Below are 26,513 nucleotides of genomic sequence, written 5' to 3'. Positions count from 1 at the left end.
GCGCACGCTCTCGGGGATGCTCGTGCTGACCCTGCTCCTGGCGGCCTGCTCCAGCGGCGAGCCGGAGTCCTCGGCGCAGGCCAAGGGGACGGTCAACATCGACATCCACGCCTGGGTGGGGTACGAGGCCCAGGCCGCCGTGCTGGCGTACCTGCTGGAGCACGAGCTGGGTTACAAGGTCAACAAGCGTGCCGTGAAAGAGGATCAGTCGTGGCGCGATTTCGAGACCGGCAAGGTCGATGTGATCGTCGAAAGCTGGGGTCACAACGACTGGAAGAAGGAGTACATCGAAGAGAAGAAGGTGGCGCTGTCGGCTGGGCTCACCGGTAACAAGGGGGTGATCGGTTGGTACGTCCCCGAGTGGATGGCCAAAAAGTACCCCGACATTACGGACTACCGAAACCTCAATAAGTACGCCCCACTCTTCCGGACCGAAAAAACCGGAAATGCCGGACAGGTGCTCGACGGAGATCCGACATTCGTTACAAATGACGAGGCGATCGTCAAGAACCTCAAGCTCAATTACCAGGTCGTCTACTCGGGCAGCGAGGCCGCGCTGATCAAGGCGGCCCAGGCGGCGACGAAGAATCGGACACCGCTGCTCATGTATTTCTACGAGCCGCAATGGCTGTTCACCAAGGTCAAGCTCGTCAAGGTCGCGCTGCCCGCCTACGCCGTGGGCTGCGACGACGACCCGGCCGCGGTGGCCTGCGACTATCCGCCGTACCTGCTGGACAAGATCGTCAGCCGGCGGTTCGCCGAGCGGGGCGGGCAGGCGTACGAGCTGGTGCGCAACTTCAACTGGACCAACGACGACCAGAACGCCGTGGCCAGCGACATGATCAACGAGAAGATGAGCGCCGAGGACGCCGCGCGCCGGTGGGTGGAAGAGAACAAGATCGTGTGGAAGGACTGGATCCCCCGTTGAGGTTCGACTACGTCATCGTGGGCGGCGGCTCGGCCGGCTGTGCCCTGGCCAACCGGCTGAGCGCCGACCCCGCGACGTCGGTGCTGGTGCTGGAGGCGGGGCGGCCCGACTACCTGTGGGACGTCTTCATCCACATGCCGGCGGCGCTGATGTTCCCCATCGGCAGCCGGTTCTACGACTGGAAGTACGAGTCGGAGCCCGAGCCGCACATGAACGGCCGGCGGATCTACCACGCCCGCGGCAAGGTGCTCGGCGGCTCCAGCAGCATCAACGGCATGATCTTCCAGCGCGGCAACCCCCTCGACTACGAGCGCTGGGCCGCCGACCCCGGCATGAAGCACTGGGACTACGCGCACTGCCTGCCGTACTTCAAGCGCATGGAGAACTGCCTGGCCGACCCCGGCACCGCCTTCCGCGGCAAGGACGGGCCGCTCAAGCTGGAGCGCGGCCCCGCGCGCGGGCCGCTGTTCGAGGCGTTCTTCGAGGCGGTCCAGCAGGCCGGGCACCCGCTGACCGACGACGTCAACGGCTACCGCCAGGAGGGCTTCGCCGCCTTCGACCGCAACGTCCACCGAGGCCGCCGCCTCAGCGCCGCCCGCGCCTACCTCCACCCGGTGCGCCACCGCCGGAACCTCAAGGTCAGGACGCGCGCCTTCGTGGAGAAGGTGCTCTTCGACGGCACCCGCGCGGTCGGCGTCATCTGCGACGGCCGGCGCATCGACGCCGCCGAGGTCATCCTCTGCGGCGGCGCGATCAACACCCCGCAGCTCCTCCAGCTCTCCGGCGTCGGCCCGCGCGCGCTGCTGGAGCCCCTCGGCATCGACGTCGTGCACGACCTGCCGGGCGTCGGCGAGAACCTCCAGGACCACCTGGAGGTGTACGTGCAGCACGCGTGCACGCGGCCCGTCTCCCAGCAGCCCTCCCTGGCCCTGTGGCGGCGCCCCTTCATCGGCGCCGACTGGCTCTTCCTGCGCCGCGGCCCGGGAGCGACCAACCACTTCGAGGCCGGGGGCTTCATCAGGTCCAACGACGACGTGGCGTACCCGAACCTGATGTTCCACTTCCTGCCGATCGCCGTCCGCTACGACGGCTCCGCCCCGGCGGGCGGCCACGGCTACCAGGTGCACATCGGGCCGATGTACTCCGACGCCCGCGGCTCGGTGCGCGTCGTCTCCGCCGACCCGCGCCGCAAGCCCGCGCTGCGCTTCAACTACCTGTCCACCGAGCAGGACCGGCGCGAGTGGGTGGAGGCGATCAGGCACGCCAGGGCGATCCTGTCGCAGCCCGCGTGGGCGGACCTGGACGGGGGCGAGATCTCGCCCGGCCCGTCGGTGCGGACGGACGAGGAGATCCTCGCCTGGGTCGCCAAGGACGGCGAGACCGCGCTCCACCCGTCGTGCACCTGCCGGATGGGCACCGACGAGATGTCGGTGCTCGACCCCGACACGCTGCGGGTGCACGGGCTCGACGGGCTGCGGGTGGTGGACGCCTCCGCGATGCCGTACGTGACGAACGGCAACATCTACGCGCCGGTCATGATGCTCGCCGAGAAGTCAGCCGACCTCATCCTCGGCAACACCCCGCTGCCGCCCGAGCCGGTGGAGTTCCACCGGCACACCTGAGAGCTCAGCCTCGCTGGTTGACCAGCACCTCGACGCCGTCGAGCACCCGCCGCAGCCCGAACTCGAAGGCGTGCTCCGGGCTGTAGGCCGCGTTGAGCGCCTCGCCCGCGGCCTGCCCCACCCGGGAGGCCGTCGGGTAGCGGGCGGGATCGGCGATCCGGCTGAGGAAGGGCGCGTGCGCGGCCCACCACTGCTCGTCGGTGAGGCCCGTCTCGCTCTCGGCCTGCGCGGCCTCCACCGCGCCCCTGGCCGTGCCGTGCACGAAGCCGGTGATCAGCGTGATCACGGAGTCCATCTCCAGGTCCGACAGGCCGATGCCGTCGACCGCGCGCAGCTCGTAGTCGTACTTGGCGGTGACGTTGGGCCCGAGCACCGGCCGGTTGGCCGCCACCTGCAGCAGCCAGGGATGGCGCAGGTAGAGCGCCCAGTTCTCCCTGGCGATCTGCTCCAGCCTGCCCCGCCAGCCGCCCGGCACGTCGTCCGGCCTGGCGGTCTCGCCGTAGACGGTGTCGAGCATGACGTCGAACAGCTCCGGCTTGCCGGGCACGTACGTGTAGAGCGACATCGTCCCCACGCCGAGCCGTTCGGCCACGCGGCGCATGGACAGCGCCTGCAGCCCTTCCGCGTCGGCCACCTCGATGGCGGCGCGCACGATGCGGTCCACGCTCAGCTCCGGCTTGCCCTTGCGGCTGGCGCGCTCGCTGGTGCGCCAGAGCAGCGCCAGGCTGCGGGCGGGGTCACCCTTTCCCGAGTACTCAACTGTCACCTTCGTACGGTACAACGTACGGTTGCCGCTGTGGGTCGTATGCTGTACGGTACGGCGTACGATTCGGAAGGACGACACCATGACAGCGGTACTCGCGCAGGCCCTGCGCAAGACGTACGGCGAGAAGGCGGCGCTGGACGGCATCGATCTGGACGTGCCGCGCGGCACCGTCTGCGGTCTGCTCGGCCCCAACGGCGCGGGCAAGACGACGGCCGTGCGCATCCTGACCACGCTGCTGCGGCCGTCGGGCGGGCGCGCCGAGGTGGCCGGCTTCGACGTGACCACCCAGCCCCGCCAGGTGCGCCGCACCATCGGCCTGGTCGGCCAGCACGCGGCGGTGGACGAGCTGCTGACCGGCCGGCAGAACCTGGAGCTGTTCGGCCGCCTCTACCACCTGAGCGCGGCCGAGGCCCGCTCGCGGGCGAGCGAGCTGCTGGAGCGGTTCGGCCTGGAGCACCAGGGGCCGGCCAAGGAGTACTCCGGAGGCATGCGCCGCCGCCTTGACCTGGCGGCCGGCCTGATCCTGGCGCCGCCCGTGCTCTTCCTCGACGAGCCGACGACCGGCCTCGACCCGCGCAGCCGCGCGGAGATCTGGCGCGCGGTGCGCGACCTGGTCTCCGGCGGCACCACGGTGCTGCTGACCACGCAGTACCTGGAGGAGGCCGACCAGCTCGCGGACCGTGTCTCGGTGATCGACGCGGGCCGGGTGGTGGCCGAGGGCACCCCCGACGAGCTGAAGTCCAAGCTCGGCGGCGACCGGCTCGACGTGGTCGTCCACGACCCTGAGCTGCTGGCTCAGGCCGCCGGGATCATCGGCCGGGTCGCGTCGGGGCCCGCCGAGGTCGATCGCGACACCCGGCGCGTGAGCGCGCCGGTCAGCGAGCGCGTCCAGGCGCTCACCGAGGTCCTGACCGCCCTGGCGGCGGCCGGGATCGAGGCCGAGGACGTGGCGCTGCGCCGCCCCACCCTCGACGAAGTCTTCCTCGACCTCACCGGAGGTGGCTCCAGATGATCGTTCAGGAGAGGCTGCGCTGGGCGCTGGCCGACGGCTGGACCGTGGCCCGCCGCGACCTGATCCACTGGGCCAACCAGCCCATGACGGTGGTGTTCGGCATCATCTTCCCCATCGTCATCACCCTCGCCTTCGGCTACCTGTTCGGCGGCGCGGTGCGGGTGCCCGAGGGGGCCGACTACTTCGCCTTCCTGATGCCCGGCATGTACGGCATGACGATGCTCTTCGGCCTCAGCGCCACCATGATCGCCGTCACCACCGACGCCTCCAAGGGCGTCACCGACCGCTTCCGCTCCATGCCCATGGCCCCGTCGGCCGTCCTGATCGGCCGCGCCATCGCCGACCTGCTCAACTCGGTGCTCGTCCTGGCCGGGCTGCTGGCCTGCGGCCTGGCGGTCGGCTGGCGCCCGGCCACGCTCCCCGGCGCGCTCGGCGCGGTGGCGCTGCTGCTGTTCCTGCGCTTCTCCCTGCTGTGGGCGGGCATCTACCTGGGCCTGCGCGCCCGCGACCCGGGCGCGGTGGTGGCGGTGCAGACGCTGGAGTTCCCGATCGGCTTCCTGTCCAACGCCTTCGTCGCGCCCGGCACGATGCCGGGATGGCTGGGGACGCTGTCGGAGTGGAACCCGCTGTCGTCCACGGTGGCGGCGGCCAGGGATCTGTTCGGGAACCCGGGCTGGGGCGGCGACTCGTGGGTGGCCCAGCACGCGATCCCGATGGCGGTGGTGTGGCCGATGGTGATCACCGCGGTGTTCTTCGTCCTGTCCGTACGGCTCTACCAGCGCCTGGACCGCTAGCCCGACAGCGCGCTCTCGTAGGCGCGCAGCGTGTCCACGAACAGCCGCCGCTGCTCGGGCGTGAGCGGCTCCAGCGCCCGCCGCCACGCCTTGGCCCCGTAGCCGAGCCACTCGTTGATCGCGTCCTGGTGCCGGTCGGCGATGCTGACGATGGTGCGGCGCCGGTCGGCGTCGTCCTCGCGCCGCTCCAGCACGCCCTTCCTGCTCAGCTCCCCCACCATGAGGCTGACCGTCGCGGGCGCCACCTCCAGCCGGGCGGCCAGTTCGTTGACCGTCATCGAGCCGTCGAACAGCAGGTACGCCAGCAGCGACAGGTGCCGGGGCGCCAGCGACAGTTGCTGCAGCTCCTCGGGCACCTTGAGCCGCTTGGCCCGCCCCACCATGCGCGGCATCAGCAGCAGCAACGTCCTGATCCCGTCGTCCACGCTCAAACCGTCGGTTGACATCACCAATACCTTGCTGTCTAAATTAGCTTTGGTTGCAAAGCAAATACATCCGCATCTCCCCAGAAGGATAGTGAGTTGACGGACTTCAATCAGCAGGTGATCGAGGAGTTCAGGGCGAACGGCGGCCAGGTGGGCGGCATGTTCGAGGGCGCCCCGCTGGTGCTGCTGACCACCGTGGGCGCGAGGACGGGCCGCAGGCGCACCAACCCGGCCGTCTACCTGCGTGACGGTGACCGCATCCTGGTCTTCGCGTCCAACGCGGGGGCCGCCGCGCATCCGGCCTGGTACCACAACGTCGTCGCCCAGCCGAGGGTGACCGTGGAGCTGGGGCGGGAGACGCTCGCGGCCAGGGCGGTGCCGCTGGAAGGGGACGAACGCGACCGCATGTACGCCCGCCAGGCCGAGCTCGACCCGGCCTTCGCGGCGTACCAGGCCGGAACCTCCCGGGTGATCCCCGTCGTCGCCCTCTACCCCGAGAGTGAGCGGCTGCGGGCCGTCGGGGACGAGCTGGTCAGGATCCACGCCTACCTGAGGGGCGAGCTGACGAAACTGCGAGCCGGTGAGGCGGGCGCGGGCGAGGACCTGCGTACGCACTGCCTGGCCTTCTGCGAGGCGCTGACCTTCCACCACACCGGCGAGGACCGCGTGGCGTTCCCGCACCTGGAGCGGCTGTTCCCCGAGCTGAAGGAGCCCCTCGACCGGCTGCGCGACGAGCACGTCGTGATCGCCAGGCTGGCCGGGGAGCTGCGCGGCGGCCCCGGCGCGGCGACGCTCGACAGGATCGCCGCGGAGCTGGAGGCCCACTTCGCCTACGAGGAGGAGCAGCTCGTACCGGTGCTCAACTCCTTGGAGCGGGCGCCATGGGCGAGCTAGTGGACGGCGGTGGCGCGCAGCCGTACGACGTGCTCGACCAGCGAGATCAGCGTCGACTTGACCGACTCGCGGTTACGGGCGTCGGTCCGCACGATCGGCACCCCCGGTGACAGCGCGAGCGCCTCCCTGACCTCGTCGTCGGAGTGCGGGAACTGCCCGTCCCAGCCGTTGACCCCGATGACGAACGGCAGCTTGGCCTCCTCGAAGTAGTCGATGGCAGGGAAGCTGTCGGCCAGGCGGCGCGTGTCGAGCAGCACCACCGCGCCGATCGCGCCGCGCACCAGGTCGTCCCACATGAACCAGAAGCGGTGCTGACCGGGCGTGCCGAACAGGTAGAGGATCAGGTCACGGTCGAGCGACAGTCGGCCGAAGTCCATCGCCACGGTCGTGGTCTGCTTGTGCGGAGTCAGACCGAGGTCGTCGATGCCCGCGGACGCGTCGGTCATGACCGCCTCCGTGGTGAGCGGGAGGATCTCGGACACCGCCCCCACGAACGTCGTCTTACCGACGCCGAAGCCACCGGCGACGACGATCTTCGTCGACGTGAGGCCGGCGCTAGAGCCTGCGTAGTCCACTGAGCACCCTTTCGAGCATGTTGAGGTCTGGCTGTCCCTGGCTGAGGCGTGGCTGGTGCAGGCGGACAAGCCCTTCGTCGGACATGTCCGCCACGAGCACTCTGGCCACGCCCAGCGGGACGCGGAGCAGGGCCGAGATCTCGGCGACCGACCGGAACGACCTGCACAACTGCATGATGGCCTCCTGCTCGGGGGTGAGCATGGCCATCTCGTCGTCCGGGATCGACATCGACGAGATCAACGTCTCCATCGCGAGGTGATAACGCGGCTCCGATCGGCCGCCTGTCACCGCGTAAGGACGGAACAGGGGCTCTTCGTCCCCGGTCCCGTCAGCGCCGTACACGGCCCTCTCCCATCAGTTCCATCACATCACCGGGTCCTGGCGGCCTGCAGCTCCGCGCGCAGGGCCGGCGTGAGCGCTTGCCCCGCCCTGTCTACCAGCAACGTCATCTGATACGCCACCAGCCCCATGTCACAATCCGGACCCGCCAAGACCGTCAGCACGGAGCCGTCGCTGATCGCCATGACCAGCAGCAGACCGCGCTGCATCTCGACGACGGTCTGCGTCACCGCACCGCCCTCGAACACCCTGGACGCACCCACGGTCAGGCTCAGCAGACCCGCGGAGACCGCGGCGAGCTGGTCGGCCCGGTCCGGAGGGAAGCCCTCCGAGGCGGCCAGGCAGAGCCCGTCCGCCGAGACGACGACGGCATGCGCGACTCCGGGCGTGTTGCGTACGAAGTCGGTGATCAGCCAGTCGAACCTGTGCGCCTCGTGGCTAAGGGTTGTCACGCATCCTCCCCGGCGGGACGCTTACTCACTTCGTTCCTCCTGTCCACGTACTTCCTGGCGGCCCCGTCGGACACCCTGCTGATAGCTGGCCATCCTGCTGCGCATCCGGTCAGGAGAGACCGGGGGCGTCGGCGCCTGCCGCTGCGGCTGTTGCGCCTGCGCGGGCCTGCTCGCCGTGCCCGGCACCAGGTTGGCCTTCGGGGTCCGCTTGGGGAGCCCGGCGGCGGTGATGCCGCCGAGGCTGGGATCGCTGGCTCTGGCCGCCGCCTGCCATCCGGCGTCCGCGGCCGTTCGCCACGCTTCCTCCCCAGAGGGTACGGCTTGCGCGGAGCCGGGCTCACCACCGGGCTGGTCGGCGGCGGCCCGCTGCGCCGGGGCCTCGTCCTGTGGCCTGCGGAACCAGGCCGACTCCACCGAGGCGAAGATCGGCAGGAACTCCTCCTGCTCCTGCTCCAGCGGCGAGACTTCCACCGACGGCGTCGGGTCAGGCAGCCGCACGTCGTTCGTCGGGAACGCCGGCGGCGGCGTCTGAAACGCGGACGCCGGCGGCGGCGTCTGAAACGCGGACGCCGGCGGCGGCGTCTGGAACGCGGACGGCGGCGGCGTCTGGAACGCGCCATTACCAGACGGGAAGGAAGGACCGCTGGGGAACGAAGGGAACGACCCGGTGTCGTGCGAGGCCGGTGGCCTGCGGTAGGAGCCGCCGTCGGTGTCGGCGGTGAAGCCGCTGACGCCCGCCCTGCCCGGGTCGGAGTTGAACGCTCCCGAGCCCGGCCTGGGCATGCCCGGCGTGCTGTCGTTCGTTCGCGGCGCGTGCCTGCCTGGGGCGGTGCCGGGCGGCCCGCTGTTGAAGGCGCCGCTCTCGAAGACGCCCGTGCCCTGCGAGGGCGTGCCGCTGTCGAAGGGCCCTGACGGCGGTCCCGCGTGCCGCGGCCTGCCGTTCTCGAACGGCGGCCCCTGCCTGGCGGGCCCGGCTTCGAAGGAGTCGAAGCTGGCGAACGACCGGAACGAGCCGTTCGGCGCGAGCGGCGCGGCAGGCTGGCTGGGCACGGTGCCGCCGCCGAACGCGGGGCGCTGCGGCAGCGGCTGCTGCGTCCCGTCGGCGATCAGCGTGGGCGGCAGCAGCACCATGGCGATCAGACCGGCGCCCTCGCCCCTGCGGAGCTGCACCCGGATGCCGTGGCGCAGCGCCAGGCGGCCGACCACGAACAGGCCCATGCGCCGGGAGACCGACACGTCGACCACGGGCGGCTCGGCGAGGCGGCGGTTGGCCTCGGCCAGCTCGTCCTCGGTCATGCTGATGCCGGTGTCGCTCACCGACAGCAGTGCGCCGCCGCCCTCGATGAGGCTGCTGGTGACGGTGACCTGGGAGTTGTTCGGGGAGAACTGGATGGCGTTCTCGACCAGCTCGGCGACGAGGTGGACCAGGTCGTTGGCGCAGCTTCCCAGCACGGAGGTGGCACGGTGCACCTTGACCTGGACGCGCTCGTACCCCTCGACCTCCGACAGGGCGGCGCGCACGACGTCGACCAGCTTGGCCGGCTGGCTGCGCCGGCGGGTGGCCTCGTGGCCGGCCAGGACCAGGAGGTTCTCGGAGTTGCGGCGCATGCGGGTGGCCAGGTGGTCGAGCTTGAACAGGTCGGCCAGCCGGCCGCCGTCCTGCTCGCCCTTCTCCAGGCCGTCGATCAGCGAGATCTGCCGCTCGACCAGCGTCTGCGTGCGGCGCGAGAGGTTGACGAACATCGAGCTGATGTTGCTGCGCAGCTCGGCCTCCTCGCCCGCCAGGCGGACGGCCTGCCGGTGCACCTGGTCGAAGGCCCTGGCCACGTCGCCGATCTCGTCGTTGCCCTCGACCTCGATGGGCGCCACGTCCCGCACGGCCGTGTCGCCGCTGACGCGGAGCTGGCGCACCACGTCGGGCAGCCGGAACCCGGCGACCTCCAGCGCCTCGGTGCGCAGCCGGCGCAGCGGCCCGACCATGGAGCGGGCGATGGCGACGGTGAGGAGCAGGACGACGATCAGCAGCGCCACGATGAGGGAGCCGGCGATGATCGCGCTGCGGGTCTCGGCGGAGCGCAGCTCCTGGCTGCGCAGGCCGACGCGGGCGGCCAGGTCCTTCTCGATGTTGTGCAGCACGTCGATGGCGGCCGTGTTCTGGTTGAACCAGTCCAGGCGCTCCGCCCTGGCGGAGATGAGGTTCTCGGTGATGCGGGCGCCCGGCTCGCGGCTGCTGACCAGCGCGATCGCGCGGGCCTTGGTGAGCTGGACGTTGACGTACTCCTGCTTGGACGTCAGCGCCTTGGACAGCTTGAGTCCCACCTCGACGCCGGCCTCGGCGCCCACGGAGCCGATCTCGCTCTGCTGGAGCGCGTTGGACGCGATGAACTGCTCGACGTCCTTGGCGTCCGTCCTGTTCGGGTTGTAGCTGTTCTGGATGAGCTGGACGCGCTGGCGGGACATCTCCTCCTTGGCCGACGCCAGCGCGCTGAGGGCGCGGAACTGGCCGACGATCTGGGAGTCGTCCGACATCAGGGCCAGCTCGTCGTGCAGGTCGAGCAGGGTGTCGGTGAGGAAGTTGTAGCGGATGGTCTCGGTCTGGCCCTCAGTCCTGATCTTCGTCAGGCGGCTCAGGTCGTACCTCGCCTGCCCGGCGGCCTTGACCACGCGCGGGCCGTAGGAGTCGTCCATCGCGGCGAGGTCGGAGCGCACGGTCTTGACCAGCGAGTCGACGGCGGCCTTGCGCTGCGTGTAGTCGTCGGCGAGTTCCTTGCGCATCGCGCGGTTGGCGCCGATCCAGCCGCCGGTGTCACGCTCCAGGCCGATGGCCTGCACCAGGTCGCGGATGTGACCGGCCTGCACCGCCGCGGTGGCGGTGCGGTCGTAGACGTCGATGCTCTGCACCGACTCCACCACTCGTGTTCCCCCGAGCACGACGGCGGCGATGGTGGGCACCAGGATGAGCGCTGTGAGCCGCCACCTCACGCGCCAGTTTCTCAGGCCGAGCCGCGACAACGACCGCTTGTCGCGGTCCTGCCGCAAGGCTGGGCCACCTGCTGGGCCGCTGCCAGAATTCCCCGTAGTCACCGCTCCCGCTACCCCTCAATCGTCCCGCCCGCAACGGGTCATAAGCCGTCCACAAGGTATCCGCAGCATCTGACTTATCAGGCATATCGGACACAATTGTTACAAACGTGACCGGTACTCGTGTGCTGTTGGTTATCGCAGTGCGGCAAGGACGTGATCGCGCACTTGCGCCCTCTGCGCGGCGTCGCTGAGGGGGCGACCCGCGCGGTCCACAACATAGAAGACGTCCACCGCCTCCGCGCCGAGAGTCTCCACGCGAGCGGCTCGTACGTCAAGACCACACTCACCGAACGCCCGTCCGATACGCCACAGCAGCCCCGGCCTGTCATGGGCCCTGACTTCCACCACGGTGGCGGTGGCGGAGGCGTCGTCGACCAGTGTCACCCGAGGTGGGGCCACGGGCACGCGGGGCGGCCTGATGGAGCGGGTCCGGCGGGCCAGACGCTGTTCGATGTCAAGACGTCCAGCAAGGACGAGACGCAGGTCTGACTCCAGCGTCGCGGGGTCCGGCGGGGAGCCGTACTCGGGGATGACGGAGAACTCGATCACCGCCGTGGAGCCCGCGGAGGCGGACGACGCGGAGCGCACGACGAGCCGGTGCGCGGACAGCACGCCTGCCGCGCTCCACAACAGCCCCACCCGGTCGGGGGCGACGACCGTGACCGCTCCCCCGTTGACGCGCACGGCGCCGCCGCCGTGGCGCGCGAGCCCGGCCTGCTCGGCCGAGAGCGTGGGCGGCTTGGGCGGCGGCGAGCCCGCCAGCACGGACCTGACCCGGCGCACCAGGTCTGCGACCAGGCCGGCCTTCCAGCTGTTCCAGGCCGCGGGGCCGGTCGCGTTGCCGTCGGCGACCGCCAGCGCGGCCAGCAGGTCGAGCACCTCGCGCGAGCCGACGGTCGCGGCGACCTTCTCGATCGTGACGGGGTCGTCGAGATCCCTGCGCGTGGCGGTCTCGGGGAGCAGCAGATGGTGGCGTACGACGGTGGCCAGCGTCTCGACGTCCTGCGGCGGCAGACCGATGCGGGTGGCGATGTCACGCACGACGACCTCACCGGTCGCCGAGTGGTCGCCGGGCCATCCCTTGCCCACGTCGTGCAGCAAAGCTCCGATGAGCAGGAGGTCGGGGCGGGAGACCTCACGCGTGTGGCTGGCGGCGTTCGCCGCGGCCTCGATCAGGTGACGGTCGACCGTGAACCGGTGGATCGGGTTGCGCTGCGGGCGGTGCCGTACGCGCTCCCAGTCAGGAAGCAGCTTGACAAGGATGCCCGCCTGGTCGAGCTCCTCCCACACGGGCACGGCGGCGCGGCCCGCGCCGAGGATCGACACCAGCGCGTCACGCGCCTCCTCAGGCCACGGCACCGGCATCGGCGGCGACTGAGCTGCCAGGACGGAGACGGTGGCGGGCGCGAGCGGCAGCCCCGAGTCGGCCGCCGCGGCGGCGGCGCGCAGCACCAGGACCGGGTCCTTGCGCGGATTCACGCCCCTGGCGAGCACCACCTCGCCGCCGTGCTCGACCACGCCGTCGGCCAGCGGGCGGCGGCCACGCGGGGCGGGCCCTGACACCAGCCTGTCAACGGTGCGCCAGGTCGCGTCGAAGGCGTGGGAGATGGTCCGGCCGGCCTCGGCCAGCCTGCGCATCAGCGCCTCGGCGTCGAGGAGGCCGAGCAGCCCGGCGACCGCGTCCTGCTCCTGGAGGACCAGCCGGTCGGTGCCGCGGGCGGTGACGACGTGCAGCGCGTGCCGCACGTCGAGGATGAACTCGTACGCCTCCCGCGCCCGGGGGCCCGGCGCCGAGGCGACCCACGCGGCGGCCACCGCCTGCATGGCCTGCACGTCGCGGAGCCCGCCGCGGCCGTCCTTGAGATCGGGCTCCAGCAGGAAGGCCAGCTCACCGCTGACCTGGGCCCGCTTGTCGGCCGCCTCGCGCAGCTCGCCGAGCCTGCGCCGGGAGTCGGCGCGCCATTCGGCCAGCACCGCCTCCCTGGCCTTCCTGGTCAGGTCGGGGTCGCCGGCCACGTGCCTGGCCTGGATGAGGCCGAGCACGGCCTTGAGGTCCTGCCGGGCGACGGACACCGCGTCTTCCACGGTGCGTACGGAGTGGTCGAGGTTGACCGCCGAATCCCAGATCGGGTACCAGATGCGGTCGGCGACCCGCGCCACGTCGGCCCGGCCGTTGTGCAGCAGCACCAGGTCGAGGTCGCTGCCGGGCGCCAGCTCGCCCCTTCCCAGGCTCCCGACGGCGACCAGTGAGACGTGGTCGCCGTCGCTCGCCGTGCGGAAGAGATCCTTGAGCCAGCGATCGGTGTCCGCGGTCCGCTCCTTGCGGGCCGCGGCGTACGAACGGGCCTCTCCCCTCACTGTCGTGCCCCCTTGCCGAGCTCCGCCAGGACGCCGTTGTCCTGGCTTCGCCACGGGTCCATGAAGAACCTGCCTACTCGGACGTCCTTGGCCGAGCTCATCACAGGGCCTCCGGACCCCTCTCTCCAGTGCGCACCCGGATGACGGTGTCGACCGGAACCGACCAGACCTTGCCGTCACCGATCTTGCCGGTGTGCGCGGCCTTGACGATGACGTCGATCACGTCCTCGGCGTCATCCTCGTCGGCGAGGACCTCCAGCCGGACCTTCGGCACCAGGTCCACCTGGTACTCGGCGCCGCGGTAGACCTCGGTGTGGCCGCGCTGCCGGCCGTAGCCGCTCGCCTCGCTGACCGTCATGCCCTTGATGCCGAACTGTTCGAGGGCGGCCTTCACGTCATCGAGCTTGAAGGGCTTGATGATCGCCGTGATGAGCCTCATGCGTCCACCTTCTTCGTTGCCGGAGCGGCAGGACCGTTGGGGGAGCTCACGCCCGAGGCGTAAACGGTGCCGAGGTCGTAGCCGGTCTCGGCGTGCGTCGAGACGTCGACGCCGGTGACCTCGGCCTCCTGCGGGATACGGAAGCCCATGGTCTTGTCGATGATCTTACCGATGATCCAGGACATCACGAAGGAGTAGCCGCCGACGGCGACGGGGCCGAGGACCTGGAGGCCGAGCTGGCTGAGCTGCCCGCCCTCGATCAGGATGCCCTTGTTCTGGCCGGGCAGGAACGGGTAGGCGGCGACGAAGCCCAGCGCGACCGCGCCGATGACACCGCCGACGAGGTGCACGCCGACCACGTCGAGGGAGTCGTCGAAGCCCATCTTGTACTTCAGGCCCACGGCGTAGGCGCAGCCCACACCGGCGAGCAGGCCGATGACGACGGCCGCCCACGGGTCGACGAAACCACAGGCCGGGGTGATGGCGACCAGACCAGCGACCGCGCCGGAGGCGACGCCGAGCGTGGTCGCGTGACCGTCGCGCAGCTTCTCCACCACGAGCCAGGCGCCGGCGGCGACGGCCGTGGCGACCTGCGTGTTCATGAACGCCAGACCGGCCGTCTGGTCGGGGGCCAGCTCGGAGCCGGCGTTGAAGCCGAACCAGCCGAACCACAGCAGACCGGTGCCGAGCAGCACCAGGGTCAGGTTGTGCGGCCGCATGGGCTCCTTGCGCCAGCCCGTGCGCTTGCCCAGGACGAGCGCGAGCGCGAGCGCCGCGGCGCCGGCGTTGATGTGCACGACCGTACCGCCGGCGAAGTCCTCGATGCCGAGCTGGGTCAGCCAGCCGCCGCCCCAGACCCAGTGGGCGACGGGGAAGTAGACCACCGTGGCCCAGAGGAGCGAGAACAGCACCCACGCGCCGAACTTGGCCCGGTCGGCGATGGCGCCGCTGATCAGCGCGACGGTGATGATGGCGAAGGTGAGCTGGAAGGCGGAGAACACCATCAGCGGGAAGTTGTCGGCGGCGGCGGCCTCGGCCGTCACGTTTCCGCCCTCGACGATCAAGCCCTCATAGACGGCGTTGAAGACCCCGCTCAGACCGACGTAGTCGAGTCCTCCGATGATCTGGTTGATACCACCGCCTTCGCCGGCGGTATCGAACGCGAGGGAGTAGCCGTAGAGGACCCAGGCGACCGTCACGACGATGATGGCGACGAACGACATCATCATCATGTTCAGGACGCTCTTGGCCCGGGTCATACCCCCGTAGAAGAACGCGAGGCCCGGAGTCATCAGCAGCACCAGGGCGGTGCATACCAGCATCCAGGCGGTAGTGCCGCTGTCGATCATCGAAGCGACCCTCCTTCTTACATGTGACGTGTGGCCACAGCGTGTTCTCCCGGGGTTTCGTGGCTCGACCAGGTGTGTTTCACATTCGTGAATCTCGCCGTGATGGTGTTTCACGTTCGTTTCGGGCTTCTCACAGGACCATTTTCGGCTTCGCCAAACCGGACATGAGACACTTAGGCTTGCCTTACCTAAGCGATCAAGGAATGCATATGCGTCTCCGCCTGGCCATCGCCGCCATGCTCCCCGTGTTAGCGCTTACCGCGTGCGGGACCTCCACGACCTCCCAGGAAGCCGGTCCCACCAGGACCGTCAAGCACGCCATGGGCGAGACCAAGGTGCCCATGACGCCGAAACGCGTCGTCGTGCTCGACACGGACAAGCTCGACACCATGGTCTCCCTCGGCCTCTCCCCCGTCGGCGCGGCACAGGCGCAGGAGAACCAGACCTGGCCGGAATACCTCGGCACCGCACTGAAGGACACCAAGCCGGTCGGCACGCTCCAGCAGCTCAACCTCGAGGCCATCATGGCGCTCAAGCCGGACCTCATCCTCGGCTCCAAGTTCCGGCAGGCGGCCTTCTACGACAAGCTCTCCAAGATCGCCCCGACCGTGTTCACCGAGAAGGTCGGCATCACCTGGAAGGACAACTTCCTGCTCGACGCCGAGGCGCTGGGCAAGAAGGACCAGGCGCAGCAGCTCCTGACCGGGTACGAGACGCGGGCCGAGGAGGTGGGCGCCAAGTTCGCCGAACTGCAGGTCGGCATCGTGCGCTTCATGCCGACCGAGATCCGCCTGTACGGCCCCGAGTCGTTCAGCGGCATCGTCCTCGGCGACGCCGGCATCCCGCGGCCGGAGGCGCAGCAGCTCGCCGACCAGGAGGACAAGCGCTTCGGCAAGATCAGCCAGGAGAACATCGCGAAGGGCGACGCCGACGCGATCTTCTACACGGCGTACGGCGACGCGGCGGCCAAGTCGCAGGCCGAGGTCACGGCGGGGCCGCTGTGGAAGAACCTGAAGGCGGTCAAGGCGGAGCACGCCTTCAACGTGGACGACGAGATCTGGATGACCGGAATCGGCGTCACCGCCGCCGGCAAGATCCTCGACGACCTGGACAAGTACCTGACGCCCCTCACCTGACGGGCGTCCGCCAAGCCACCCGTACCGGGTCGCCCTTCTTGACCACCCCGGGCCGCAGGACCCGCGCGTACACCCCCGCGCAGGCCTGCGGCTCCAGGTCGAAGACCGGAACCCGGTTGTGCCTGGCCACCGTCCGCAACGCGTCGGTGTCGCGCTCCAGCGCCCCGTGCGCCAGCGTCGGCACCGCGCAGCGCGGGCTGGCCACGATGACGTGCAGCACCACCTCGTCGCCGACGTGCAGCTCGCGCCCCACCCAGTCGTTCTCCACGAACCCCCCGGGCTCCGTCACGATCACCAGGTTCGGCCGGTAACGCAGGGCCTCGACGTGCCCGCGCGGGCCGAGCGCGCCGATCCGCTCGACGGTGGAGGTGGTGATCAGGTGAATCGGCGCGAAGTCGAAGAACGTGCCCTCCGGCGAGCCCGTGCCGATCGTGGTCATGGTGTGGGGCACCTCGGCCTCGATGCCCTCGGCCAGCACCCGCTCGGGCACCGACCGTTCCAGCTCGGCTCCCTCCGGCGGCACGTCGATCAGCCGGACCTCGCGCCCGAGCAGCTCCGACAGCTCCGCGTCGCCCGGCGGCCGCGAGCCCTCGACGGTGAGCAGCCCGCGCCAGAGCCGGGGGTTCTTGGCGCTGGCGATCTTCCCGGTGGCGACGTCGAGCACGGCCCGCGCCCGGTCGCCGTCGAGCCCGCGCTCGCTCACCCGGCTCTCGGCGATCTCTTCCCCGAGCATGGATTTGACCGGATAACGGTGCAACGTCTCGACCCGCATGCCGTCGATCTTATGCCTGAGCCCAGAACCTCCTCAGGTGCGGGACCAGCTCGCCCGCCCGCTCGTCAGGGAAGAACAGCCGGGCGCCGTCGAGCTCCACGACCTCCCGCACCCCGGGAATGGTGTCCCGCAGCCAGTACGCCCAGCTCACGTCGAAGAACTTGTCGCCGGTGCCCCACACGACGAGCGTCGGCACGGTCAGCACGGTGAGCTGCGGCTCGATGGCGATCATGCACTTGGCGTCGATGCCGGCCAGCAGGCGCTCGAAGGCACGCGCGCCGTCGGGCTTGCTCAGGATCGGCCTGAGGTAGGCGTCCACGAGCGCGGCCGGGTCGTCGAGGCGCTCGTAGCCGTCGCCGAAGGCGGTCGCCGCCAGCGCCTCCGGCTGGTCGAGCAGCACCCCGACCAGCGGGGCGAGCTGCCCGCTGGCGGCCAGCTCGACGGTGGGCCTGAACTCGTCGGGCGGGGTGTTGGTGTGCACGTCGCAGTTGGTGAGGGTGAGCGTGCGCAGGCGTTCGCGGTGCCGTACGGCGAAGATCTGGGCCACCGCGCCGCCGGTGTCGTTGGCGACGAGATCCACGTCGGTGAGGCCGAGGTGCTCGCAGAGCTCCTCGACGGCCTCGGCGAGCGCGGGGATGGACAGGTCGTCGCGCGGGGCGCTGCCGCCGTGCAGCGGCAGGTCGACGGCGATGCAGCGGCGCTCGTCGCGCAGCTCGGCGATGACGTTGCGCCACAGGTGGGAGCTGGTGCCGACGCCGTGCACGAACAGGCTGACCGGCCCCTGGCCCACGTCCACGTAGCTGATGCCCTCCATGAGAGGCTCCTCCGTTTCACAAACCGACTGTCGGTCTATGAAATTACCGACCGATAGTCGGTTTGTCTACAGTGGGTTCATGAACCTCAAGGCAGAGCGTGGTGCGGCCACCCGCGAGAAGGTCCTGACCATCGCCACGCGGCTGTTCGCCGACAGGGGCTACGACGACACCTCGATCGAGACCGTGCTGCAGGAGTCAGGGCTGAGCAGGGGCGCGCTCTACCACCACTACGCGGGCAAGGACGCGCTGTTCGAGGCGGTGCTGGAAGCCACGGAGGCCGCCGTGGGCGAGAAGATCACCGAAGCGGTGCGGGGCGCGGACAGCGCGGAGACGGCCCTGCGCATCGGCCTGCGCACCTGGATCCGGCTGGCCGCCGACCCGGTCATCAGGCGCATCGTGCTCATCGACGCCCCGGCGGTGCTGGGGTGGGAGCGGTGGCGCGCCATGGAGGAGCGCTACTCGTTCGGCATGCTGAAGGCGGCGCTCGGCGCCACGGGAGCGGTGCCGGCCGAGTTCCTGGACCTGCACGCGCACATGTTGCTGGCGGCCGTCAACGAGAGCGCGCTGCTGGTGGCGCGGGGCGGCGACCAGGCCACGGCGGAGGCCGCCGTCGAGGAGTTCCTGCGGCGCCTGCTGCGTACAAGCTGAATCAGCCCGTACGGGCTGAACGCGAGACGGGCCGCCGCCGACGCGCCACCTCCCCAGGTGCGTCGGCGACAGCCCGTCGAAGCGAAACGTCAGGCGGCCGCGGTGGCCATCTTGCGCAGCCGCGCCAGCGCGTCACGCTCGATGCGGCGGGCCCGGTCGCGGCCGATGCCGTACCGCTCGCCCACCTCCGTCAGCGTGTGCTCGCGGCCGTCCACCAGCCCGTACCGCCACCGCAGCATCTCGCTGGTGACGCCCTCGAGCCCGGTCAGCCACTGGTCGAGCCGCTCCCGCTCCAGGATGTCGATCGCCTGCTGCTCGGGGTCGGCCCACGTCTCGTCGGCGATCATGTCGCCCAGCTCGGTCTCGTCCTCATCGCCCACCCCGAGCTGCAGCGAGACCGGGTCGGACGCCCAGCGCCGCAGCTCGCGGACCCGCTCGATCGGCAGGTCGAGGATCCCGGCGAGATCGTCGTCGGTCGGCTCGGCGTCGAACTCCGCCAGCATGTCACGCCGCACCCGCATCAGCCGGGTCATCTGCTCACCGGCGTGCGTCGGCAGGCGCACCGGCCTGGCCTGCTCGTGGATGGCCCGCCCCACCGACTGCCTGATCCACCAGGTGGCGTAGGTGGAGAACTTGTACCCCCGGCGGTAGTCGAACTTCTCCACCGCGCGGACCAGGCCCAGGTTCCCCTCCTGGACCAGGTCGATCAGCGGCATGCCGCGCCCCGAATACTTCCTGGCCACCGCCACCACGAGGCGCAGGTTGGCCTGAATGAACTCCTCCTTGGCCCGCTGGCCCGAGATGGCCAGGCGCTCCAGCTCCTCGTCCGCCGCGTCCCCGATCCGCGGCTCCGAGCCCCCGCTGTCGAGCAGCTGCTCCGCGAAGAGACCCGCCTCGATCCGCTTGGCGAGCTCGACTTCCTCCTCCGCCGTGAGCAGCGGGACGCGGCCGATCTCGGCCAGATACGTCCCCAGCAGATCGCGGTCAGCGACATGCTGCTCCTGCGTGCGACTCCCCGTAGGCCTTGCCATCCCCAGGCACCTCGTTCCGCAGCTGCGTTCTATACCCGGCCAACGTCCGGCCAGAAGCAAAGATTCCCTCAACAACTACGCCTGCGGGATGGTTCTGGATGTCCTCCTAAAGGAGGAGACCACCGAGAAACACCTGGTGAACGAGGGGAACGCCGGGCCGGTAAGCCAGGTGGACATAGGAGGGGGCGTCGAGGATGACGAGGTCCGCGCGGGCTCCGCGCCTCAACCAGCCTACGTCCGTACGGCGCAGCGCGCGCGCCCCACCGTACGTGGCCGCCCTGATCGCCTCCAGCGGCGTCATCCGCATCTCCCGCACGGCCAGCGCCACGCAGAACGCCATCGACGAGGTGAACGACGAGCCCGGGTTGCAGTCGGTGGCCAGCGCCACGCTCACCCCGGCGTCCAGCAGCCGCCGCGCGTCCGGGTACGGCGACCGGGTGGAGAACTCCGCCCCCGGCAGCAGCGTCGCCACCGTCCCCGACGAGGCCAGCGCGTCCACATCGGCCGCGCTCAGATGCGTGCAGTGGTCGGCCGAGGCGGCGCCCAGCTCGCACGCGATGCGCACCCCCGGCCCCTCGGTGAGCTGGTTGGCGTGCACGCGCAGGCCCAGCCCCGCCTTCTGCCCGGCCGTCAGGATCTCCCGCGTCTGGTCGCCGTCGAACGCGCCCTCCTCGCAGAACACGTCCACCCACCTCGCGTACGGGGCGCACGCCTCCAGCATCTCCCCGGACACGAGCCGCACGTAGGCGTCGGCGTCCATGCCTGCGGGCACGACGTGCGCGCCCAGGAAGGTGGTCTCGTCGGTGAGCGTGGTGGCGATCTCCAGCGAGCGCCGCTCGTGCTCGACGGACAGGCCGTAGCCGCTCTTGATCTCCACGGTGGTGGTGCCCTGCGCGCGCATCTCGCGTACCAGGGAGAAGGCGTGCGTGGCCAGCTCGGCCTCGCCGGCCGCGCGGGTGGCGGCGACCGTCGTCCTGATGCCGCCCCCGGTATACGGCTCGCCCGACATGCGGGCCTGGAACTCGGCCGTGCGGTCACCGGCGAAGATCAGATGGCTGTGGCTGTCGACGAAGCCGGGGATCACCGCCCGGCCCGCGGCGTCCATCCGCTCGTCGGCGGCGGGCGCCTCGGCGGCCGGGCCCGACCAGGCGATGAGGCCGTCCTCGATGACGAGCGCGGCGTCGGAGATCTCCTCGCGTTCCGGGTCGCCGGTGTAGAGCAGGCCGATCCCGTCGATCAGCGTGGTCGTGGCAGTGGTGGTCATCGCAGCTCCTCGATCGCCCCGGTCAGCAGGGCGACGACGTCGCCCAGCACGTGCTCGCCGTTCTCGACGACCCGCCGGCCGCCGGACACCACGGAGTGCACGTCGGCCGCCGTCGCCGCGAACACCACCGCCTCCAGCCCTGACGTGCCCGCCGTCCGTACGGAGTCGAGGCGCACCGACACCAGGTCGGCCCAGGCGCCGGGCACGAGCAGACCGGCGTCGGGGAAGCCGAGCGAGGCGTGGCCGGCGCCGGTGGCGGCGGCGAGCAGGTCGGCCGCGGGCCAGTGACCGCGCTTCCTGCTGGCCAGCCGCTCGTTCAGCTCCAGGCCCCTGGCCTCCTCGAACAGGTCGATCACGGCGTGGCTGTCGGAGCCCAGCGTGATCTGCGCGCCCCGGTCGGCGGCGGCCCTGGCGGGGCCGATGCCGTCGGCGAGGTCGCGTTCGGTGGTGGGGCACATGCAGATGTAGGTGCCCGACTGGCCGAGCAGCTCCACGTCCACGTCAGTCAGGTGGGTGGCGTGCACGGCGGTCGAGCGCGGGCCGAGCGCGCCGCGCTCGTGCAGCACCTGGACGGGCGTGGCCGCGTACATCTCCACGCACGCCGTGTTCTCCGCCCGCTGCTCGGAGACGTGCATGTGCAGCGGGGCCGCGTGCCGGTGGGAGAACTCCGCCACGACCGGCATCTGGTCGGGCGGCACCGCCCGCACCGAGTGGATGGCCGCGCCGATCTCCACGTCGGGCTGCCCCTCGTAGGCCGCCGCCAGCAGGCCCGCCCTGACCGCCCAGCGTTCGGAGTCGCCGTCGCTGAAGCGGAGCTGCACGCCGGACAGGGGGACGCCGATGCCGCCCGACAGGTAGCAGGTGTCGAGCAGCGTGATGCGCAGGCCCGCCGCGCGGGCCGCCCTGATGAGGGCGTGGCCCATCGCGTTGGGGTCCTCCTGGTACGGGTGGCCGCCCTGGTCGTGGTGCAGGTAGTGGAACTCGCCCACGCAGGTGACGCCCGCCAGCGCCATCTCGGCGTACACCGCCGTGGCCAGCCGCTGGTAGGAGTGCGGGTCGAGGCGGCCGGCCACCTCGTACATGCGCTCGCGCCAGGTCCAGAAGTCGCCGGTGCCGCGCTGGGTGGTGCCGCGCAGCGCGCGGTGGAAGGCGTGGGAGTGGGCGTTGGCCAGGCCGGGGATGGTCAGCCCCGGCAGCCGCACGTCCGCCGGGCCCGGCGCGCCCTGGGTGATCCGCGAGATCCTGGCGCCGTCGATCTGAACGAGCACATCGGCGGCGACCCCGTCGGGCAACCAGGCCCGCTCGCACCAGTAGGTCACCGACACAGCTCCTCCAGCACGTCCGCGAGTGCCACGACTCCCGCCTCGCAGTCTGCCCGCTCGGCATGCTCACCGGGGGAATGGGACACGCCCGTGGGGTTCCTGACGAACAGCATCGCGCTCGGGACGCCTGCCGCGGCGAGGATCCCGGCGTCGTGGCCCGCGCCCGTGGGCAGGATCGGCGCGGGCGTGTCGCCCCCCGCGGCCCTGGCGATCCGGTCCCTGAGCGCCGTGTCGAAGGTGACGACCGGCGTCCACGACTCCTCGCGCACCTCCGCGCCCTCGGACAGCTCGGCCACCAGCGCGCGCACGGCGTGCTCGTCGGCGCCGCGCGCGTCGAGCCAGGCCGAGACGAGGCCGGGGATGGCGTTCGCGTTCCCCGGCGAGACGCGGACCTTTCCGACGGTGGCCACCACCCCGCGCCGCCCGGCCGACTCGCGCGCGGCCAGCACCATGCGGGCCAGCGGCAGCATCGGGTCGTCGCGGTCGGCCAGCCGGGTGGTGCCCGCGTGGTCGGCCCGCCCCCGGAAGTCGAACCGCCACCGCCCGTGCGGCCAGATCGCCTCGGCCACGCCGACAGGACGGCCCTCGGCGACGAGCCCGCGGCCCTGCTCGACGTGCAGCTCGACGAACGTGCCGACGCAGGCCAGCGTCTCGTCGTCGCTGCCCAGCTCGTGGGGCCTGCGCCCGGCGCGTTTCAGCACGTCGGCCAGCGTGTCGCCGTCGTCGTCGGTGAGCGCGAGCGCCCGCTCGGGCGCGAGCACCCCGGTGAGCAGCCGCGAGCCGACGCACGGCACGCCGAACCTGGCGCCCTCCTCGTCGGTGAAGCAGGCCACCCCCAGCGGGACGGACGGTGTCACGCCCCGCTCGCGGAGCAGGTCGAGCGCGGCGAAGGCCGACACCACGCCGAGCGGCCCGTCGTAGGCGCCGCCCTGCCGCACGGAGTCGAGGTGGCTGCCGGTGACGACGCCGGGGCGCCGCGGCGACGGGCTGCCCCACCAGGCCCACAGGTTGCCGTTGCGGTCGTCGTGCAGGGCGAGGCCGCGCCGCGCGGCCTCGCCCGCGAACCACTCGCGCAGCTCCAGGTCGGCTTCCGACCACGCGTCGCGAAGGTAACCGCCGGTCTCCGGATCTCGTCCCAGGTGTGCGAGTGGCTCAAGCATGCAGCCACTCTAGTGAATGGATCCATTCACTTTCAGTTGACCGGGCCTCCCCGTGGGCGCAGGGTCAGCTCGGTGAGGTGCGCGTCGGGCCCGGCCGTGACGGCGGCCAGCACCGCGCGGGCCACGGACTCCGGCCTGAGGTACTTCTCCGGCTCGAACTCGCCGCCTTCGAAGGCGCGAATGCCGCGCTGCATGTCGGTGGCGGTGCGGCCCGGGTAGACGGTGGTGACCCGGAGCGCGGGCTCCTCCAGCCGCAGCGCGTCGGCGAACGCCTTGAGGGCGAACTTGCTGGCCGCGTACGACGCCCAGTCGGGGTTGGCCCGCTGCCCCGAGCCCGAGTTGACGCACACGACGTGGCCGCCGGCCGCGCGCAGCGCGGGCAGCAGCAGCCGGGTCAGCTCGGCGACCGCGACGACGTTGACCTCCATCGTCCGCCGCCACACGTCGGCGGGCTGGTCGGCGATGCGGCCCAGCACGCTGACCCCGGCGCTGTGCACGAGGACGTCGAGCCGCTCGACGTCCTCGACGTCGGCCGCCGTGACCCGCGTCAGCTCCACCGGCCACGGCCGGGAGCCGGGCAGGTGGGCGGCCAGCGCCGTCAGCGCCGCCTCGTCCCGGCCGCCGAGTAGGACGTCATGGGTCGGTGCCAGGGCTCTCGCGACGGCCGCGCCGACACCCCTGGAGGCGCCTGTGACCAGCGCCTTCGGTCGTTCAGTCATGGGAGGAGCTTATTGATCCCGCCGCACCGCCGGAGAAGCAGGAGATGCTAGGGAAGATCGCCGGGCAGGAACGTGCCGGTCTCCTCGGTCATCCGCTCGTACTCGTCGAGCCTGGCCTGGGTGCGCAGCGGCGCGGCGTCGGCCATCGCCTCCACCAGGGCCATGGCCAGCGCCAGCGGCGCCGCGTGCGAGTCGAACACGAGCCGGTCGCCCACCGGCGCGTCCAGCACGATCTCGGCGGGGAAGCCGGGCTTGTCGGTGATGGCGGCCACCCTGAGCCCGAGCTTCTCCGCGTACTCCAGCCCCTGCAGCACCTCCGCCGGATAGCGCGGCAGGACCACGGCCACCACCCACTCGGCCCCGGCCCTGCGGGCCGCGTGCAGCCCGTCGATCAGCTCGGAGCCGCCGTGGGTGAGCAGCCGCACGTCGGGGTGGATGCGGCGGGCGTAGTAGGCGAACGTGGTGGCCAGCCCGCACGAGACGCGCAGCCCGAGCACGGGCAGCGGCTCGGTGGCGGCGAGCTGCTCGCCCAGCTCCTTCAGCGGGAACGCCGCCAGCCGCTCCCTGACCAGGGCGAGATTGCGGATCTCGCAGTCGATGGCGCCGCGCAGCAGGCTCTCCTGCGGCGCCTCCACGCCGCCGCCGAGCACCAGCGGCCGCAGCGCCTGGCGCAGCTCGGGGTAGCCCGCGAAGCCCAGGACCATGGCGAACCTGGTCACGGACGGCTGGCTGACCCCGGCCCGCTCCGCCAGCTCCACGCTGGACAGGAAGATCGCCTCGTCCAGGTGCTCGCTGAGATAGTGCGCGATCCTCCGTTGTACGGGCGACAGCCTCCGTCCGTCCAGGAGCACGTCGAGCCCGCCGTGATATCCGTCCGCCACGCCACCTCCAACGCCGCAGGGCCGGCATTCTCATCCCGTTGCAGAGTCACGACTCCCGCATCGGAATACGTACGCCCTTGTTCCCGGCCACCTGAGTGGCCTCCTCGTACCCCGCGTCCACGTGCCGCATCACGCCCGTGCCAGGGTCGTTGGTGAGCACCCTGTTGAGCTTCTCGCGGGCCAGCGCGGTGCCGTCGGCGACCGTCACCTGGCCCGCGTGGATGGAGCGGCCGATGCCGACGCCGCCGCCGTGGTGGATGGACACCCAGGCGGCGCCTGAGGCGGTGTTGAGCATGGCGTTGAGCAGCGGCCAGTCGGCGATCGCGTCGGAGCCGTCGGCCATCGACTCGGTCTCGCGGTAGGGGGAGGCGACGGAGCCGCTGTCGAGGTGGTCGCGGCCGATGACGACCGGCGCCTTCAGCTCGCCGGAGGCCACCATGTCGTTGAACCGCTCGCCCGCGACGTCGCGCTCACCGTAGCCGAGCCAGCAGATGCGCGCGGGCAGGCCCTGGAAGTGCACCTTCTCACCGGCCGTCCTGATCCACCTGGCGAGCGCCTCGTTCTCGGGGAACAGCTCCAGGATGGCCCGGTCGGTGGCGGCGATGTCGGCCGGGTCGCCGCTCAGCGCGGCCCAGCGGAACGGGCCCTTGCCCGCGCAGAACAGCGGCCTGATGTAGGCGGGCACGAAGCCGGGGAAGTCGAAGGCCCGCGCGTAGCCGGCCAGCTTGGCCTCGCCCCTGATGGAGTTGCCGTAGTCGAAGACCTCGGCCCCGGCGTCCTTGAAGCCGACCATGGCCTCGACGTGCCTGGCCATCGAGGTGCGGGCCCTGTCGGTGAAGCCGGCCGGGTCCTTGTCGCGCTCGGTGGCCATGTCCTCGAAGGCCACGCCGAGCGGCAGGTACATCAGCGGGTCGTGGGCCGAGGTCTGGTCGGTGACGATGTCGATCTCGGCACCGCGGGCCAGCAGGTCGGGCAGCGCCTCGGCGGCGTTGCCGACGACGCCGATGGACAGCGGCCTGCGGGCGTCGCGGGCCTCGTAGGCCAGCCGCAGCGCCTCGTCCAAGGAGGCCGCCTCGACGTCGAGGTAGCGGTGCTCGATGCGGCGGGCCACCGAGCGCGGGTCGCAGTCGACGCAGATGGCCACGCCGCCGTTCATGGTGATGGCCAGCGGCTGGGCGCCGCCCATGCCGCCGAGGCCCGCGGTGAGCGTGATCGTGCCGGCCAGCGTGCCGCCACTGTGCTTATTGAAACCGCGTTTGTCGGCGACGGCGGCGAACGTCTCGTAGGTGCCCTGGAGGATGCCCTGGGTGCCGATGTAGATCCACGAGCCCGCGGTCATCTGCCCGTACATGGTCAGCCCGGCCGCCTCCAGCCGCCGGAACTCCTCCCAGTTCGCCCAGTCGGGCACCAGGTTGGAGTTGGCGATGAGCACCCGGGGCGCCCACTCGTGGGTGCGGAAGACGCCGACCGGGCGCCCCGACTGCACCAGCAGCGTCTCGTCGCCCTCCAGCGTGGTCAGCGTCCTGACCAGCGCGTCGAACGACGCCCAGTCGCGCGCCGCCCGTCCCGAGCCGCCGTAGACGACGAGCTGCTCGGGATGCTCGGCCACCTCGGGGTCCAGGTTGTTCTGGAGCATGCGCAGCGCGGCCTCCTGCGGCCAGCCCTTCGCGGTGATGGCGGTGCCTCGCGGGGCGCGGACGGTCCTGCTCATGGGCGGTCCCTTCGTG

At 71.1% G+C, this 26,513-nt stretch carries 25 protein-coding genes; 7 read left to right on the top strand and 18 right to left on the bottom strand.

What is annotated here, in order from left to right:
• Positions 1-16: 16 nt before the first annotated feature.
• Positions 17-928 carry an ABC transporter substrate-binding protein gene (locus tag ABD331_RS08255; RefSeq protein ID WP_344472231.1) on the top strand — a complete coding sequence of 304 codons (912 nt, stop codon included), beginning with the start codon at positions 17-19 and terminating at the stop codon, positions 926-928.
• Positions 925-2,550, top strand: coding sequence for a choline dehydrogenase (gene betA, locus ABD331_RS08250; RefSeq protein WP_344472229.1), 1,626 nt, complete (start codon positions 925-927; stop codon positions 2,548-2,550). The genes ABD331_RS08255 and betA overlap by 4 nt, the downstream gene beginning before the upstream one ends.
• Positions 2,551-2,554: 4 nt before the next feature.
• Here betA and ABD331_RS08245 read toward each other — a convergent pair whose 3' ends face one another.
• Entirely contained in the window at positions 2,555-3,316 is a 762-nt protein-coding gene (locus ABD331_RS08245) for a TetR/AcrR family transcriptional regulator (protein ID WP_344472227.1), read from the bottom strand.
• A 79-nt stretch (positions 3,317-3,395) separates the two neighbouring features.
• On the opposite strand from ABD331_RS08245, the gene ABD331_RS08240 reads away from it, so the two are divergent.
• Positions 3,396-4,328 carry an ATP-binding cassette domain-containing protein gene (locus ABD331_RS08240; protein WP_344472225.1) on the top strand — a complete coding sequence of 311 codons (933 nt, stop codon included), beginning with the start codon at positions 3,396-3,398 and terminating at the stop codon, positions 4,326-4,328.
• The gene (locus ABD331_RS08235) at positions 4,325-5,122 is read left to right on the top strand and encodes an ABC transporter permease (protein WP_344472223.1); all 798 of its coding nucleotides are present in this window, start codon (positions 4,325-4,327) and stop codon (positions 5,120-5,122) included. The genes ABD331_RS08240 and ABD331_RS08235 overlap by 4 nt, the downstream gene beginning before the upstream one ends.
• On the opposite strand, the gene ABD331_RS08230 is transcribed toward ABD331_RS08235, so the two are convergent.
• Entirely contained in the window at positions 5,119-5,568 is a 450-nt protein-coding gene (locus ABD331_RS08230) for a MarR family winged helix-turn-helix transcriptional regulator (protein WP_344472221.1), read from the bottom strand. The two genes, ABD331_RS08235 and ABD331_RS08230, sit on opposite strands and share 4 nt — an antisense overlap.
• 75 nt (positions 5,569-5,643) lie before the next feature.
• On the opposite strand from ABD331_RS08230, the gene ABD331_RS08225 reads away from it, so the two are divergent.
• Positions 5,644-6,441, top strand: coding sequence for a nitroreductase/quinone reductase family protein (locus tag ABD331_RS08225; protein ID WP_344472219.1), 798 nt, complete (start codon positions 5,644-5,646; stop codon positions 6,439-6,441).
• On the opposite strand, the gene ABD331_RS08220 is transcribed toward ABD331_RS08225, so the two are convergent.
• The 7 genes from ABD331_RS08220 to ABD331_RS08190 all read right to left on the bottom strand — a co-directional run bounded on the left by ABD331_RS08220 (position 6,438) and on the right by ABD331_RS08190 (position 15,038).
• Positions 6,438-7,016 carry a GTP-binding protein gene (locus ABD331_RS08220; RefSeq protein ID WP_148435087.1) on the bottom strand — a complete coding sequence of 193 codons (579 nt, stop codon included), beginning with the start codon at positions 7,014-7,016 and terminating at the stop codon, positions 6,438-6,440. The genes ABD331_RS08225 and ABD331_RS08220 overlap by 4 nt on opposite strands.
• A complete protein-coding gene (locus ABD331_RS08215; RefSeq protein ID WP_148435086.1) occupies positions 6,997-7,359 on the bottom strand; it encodes a DUF742 domain-containing protein in 363 nt (120 codons plus the stop codon). Before ABD331_RS08215 ends, ABD331_RS08220 begins: the two co-directional genes overlap by 20 nt.
• Before the next feature lie 26 nt (positions 7,360-7,385).
• Positions 7,386-7,808, bottom strand: a complete 423-nt coding sequence (locus tag ABD331_RS08210; protein WP_043616017.1) for a roadblock/LC7 domain-containing protein — start codon at positions 7,806-7,808, stop codon at positions 7,386-7,388.
• A 21-nt stretch (positions 7,809-7,829) separates the two neighbouring features.
• Entirely contained in the window at positions 7,830-10,790 is a 2,961-nt protein-coding gene (locus ABD331_RS08205; protein ID WP_344472213.1) for a sensor histidine kinase, read from the bottom strand.
• Between the two features lie 234 nt (positions 10,791-11,024).
• The gene (locus tag ABD331_RS08200) at positions 11,025-13,250 is read right to left on the bottom strand and encodes a [protein-PII] uridylyltransferase (RefSeq protein ID WP_344472211.1); all 2,226 of its coding nucleotides are present in this window, start codon (positions 13,248-13,250) and stop codon (positions 11,025-11,027) included.
• Between the two features lie 100 nt (positions 13,251-13,350).
• Complete coding sequence (locus ABD331_RS08195) at positions 13,351-13,689, bottom strand: P-II family nitrogen regulator (protein ID WP_080042393.1); 339 nt, start codon at positions 13,687-13,689, stop codon at positions 13,351-13,353.
• Positions 13,686-15,038 carry an ammonium transporter gene (locus ABD331_RS08190; protein ID WP_344472208.1) on the bottom strand — a complete coding sequence of 451 codons (1,353 nt, stop codon included), beginning with the start codon at positions 15,036-15,038 and terminating at the stop codon, positions 13,686-13,688. Before ABD331_RS08190 ends, ABD331_RS08195 begins: the two co-directional genes overlap by 4 nt.
• Before the next feature lie 209 nt (positions 15,039-15,247).
• On the opposite strand from ABD331_RS08190, the gene ABD331_RS08185 reads away from it, so the two are divergent.
• On the top strand, positions 15,248-16,174 hold the full coding sequence (locus ABD331_RS08185; RefSeq protein ID WP_344472206.1) for an ABC transporter substrate-binding protein: 927 nt from the start codon (positions 15,248-15,250) through the stop codon (positions 16,172-16,174).
• Here ABD331_RS08185 and ABD331_RS08180 read toward each other — a convergent pair.
• The gene (locus ABD331_RS08180; RefSeq protein WP_344472205.1) at positions 16,167-16,946 is read right to left on the bottom strand and encodes an MOSC domain-containing protein; all 780 of its coding nucleotides are present in this window, start codon (positions 16,944-16,946) and stop codon (positions 16,167-16,169) included. The two genes, ABD331_RS08185 and ABD331_RS08180, sit on opposite strands and share 8 nt — an antisense overlap.
• A 10-nt stretch (positions 16,947-16,956) precedes the next feature.
• The gene (locus ABD331_RS08175; protein ID WP_344472204.1) at positions 16,957-17,760 is read right to left on the bottom strand and encodes an alpha/beta fold hydrolase; all 804 of its coding nucleotides are present in this window, start codon (positions 17,758-17,760) and stop codon (positions 16,957-16,959) included.
• A 79-nt stretch (positions 17,761-17,839) separates the two neighbouring features.
• Here ABD331_RS08175 and ABD331_RS08170 point away from each other — a divergent pair, with 79 nt between their 5' ends.
• Complete coding sequence (locus ABD331_RS08170) at positions 17,840-18,409, top strand: TetR/AcrR family transcriptional regulator (protein ID WP_344472202.1); 570 nt, start codon at positions 17,840-17,842, stop codon at positions 18,407-18,409.
• An 89-nt stretch (positions 18,410-18,498) separates the two neighbouring features.
• On the opposite strand, the gene ABD331_RS08165 is transcribed toward ABD331_RS08170, so the two are convergent.
• The 7 genes from ABD331_RS08165 to hutU all read right to left on the bottom strand — a co-directional run bounded on the left by ABD331_RS08165 (position 18,499) and on the right by hutU (position 26,497).
• Complete coding sequence (locus ABD331_RS08165) at positions 18,499-19,440, bottom strand: sigma-70 family RNA polymerase sigma factor (RefSeq protein ID WP_148435079.1); 942 nt, start codon at positions 19,438-19,440, stop codon at positions 18,499-18,501.
• Positions 19,441-19,546: 106 nt separating this feature from the next.
• On the bottom strand, positions 19,547-20,704 hold the full coding sequence (gene hutI, locus ABD331_RS08160) for an imidazolonepropionase (RefSeq protein WP_344472201.1): 1,158 nt from the start codon (positions 20,702-20,704) through the stop codon (positions 19,547-19,549).
• On the bottom strand, positions 20,701-22,029 hold the full coding sequence (locus ABD331_RS08155) for a formimidoylglutamate deiminase (RefSeq protein WP_344472200.1): 1,329 nt from the start codon (positions 22,027-22,029) through the stop codon (positions 20,701-20,703). The genes hutI and ABD331_RS08155 overlap by 4 nt, the downstream gene beginning before the upstream one ends.
• Entirely contained in the window at positions 22,020-23,186 is a 1,167-nt protein-coding gene (locus tag ABD331_RS08150; protein WP_344472199.1) for an allantoate amidohydrolase, read from the bottom strand. The genes ABD331_RS08155 and ABD331_RS08150 overlap by 10 nt, the downstream gene beginning before the upstream one ends.
• 32 nt (positions 23,187-23,218) lie before the next feature.
• A complete protein-coding gene (locus ABD331_RS08145; RefSeq protein ID WP_344472198.1) occupies positions 23,219-23,905 on the bottom strand; it encodes an SDR family oxidoreductase in 687 nt (228 codons plus the stop codon).
• Positions 23,906-23,952: 47 nt separating this feature from the next.
• Positions 23,953-24,786: a MurR/RpiR family transcriptional regulator gene (locus ABD331_RS08140; RefSeq protein ID WP_344472197.1), complete on the bottom strand. Its 834-nt coding sequence runs from the start codon at positions 24,784-24,786 to the stop codon at positions 23,953-23,955.
• A 46-nt stretch (positions 24,787-24,832) separates the two neighbouring features.
• A complete protein-coding gene (hutU, locus tag ABD331_RS08135) occupies positions 24,833-26,497 on the bottom strand; it encodes a urocanate hydratase (RefSeq protein WP_344472195.1) in 1,665 nt (554 codons plus the stop codon).
• Positions 26,498-26,513: the final 16 nt, after the last annotated feature.

The organism is Nonomuraea monospora, assembly GCF_039531895.1.
In the GTDB taxonomy this organism is placed as follows: domain Bacteria; phylum Actinomycetota; class Actinomycetes; order Streptosporangiales; family Streptosporangiaceae; genus Nonomuraea; species Nonomuraea monospora.
This window is presented reverse-complemented; position numbering and strand designations above follow the sequence as displayed.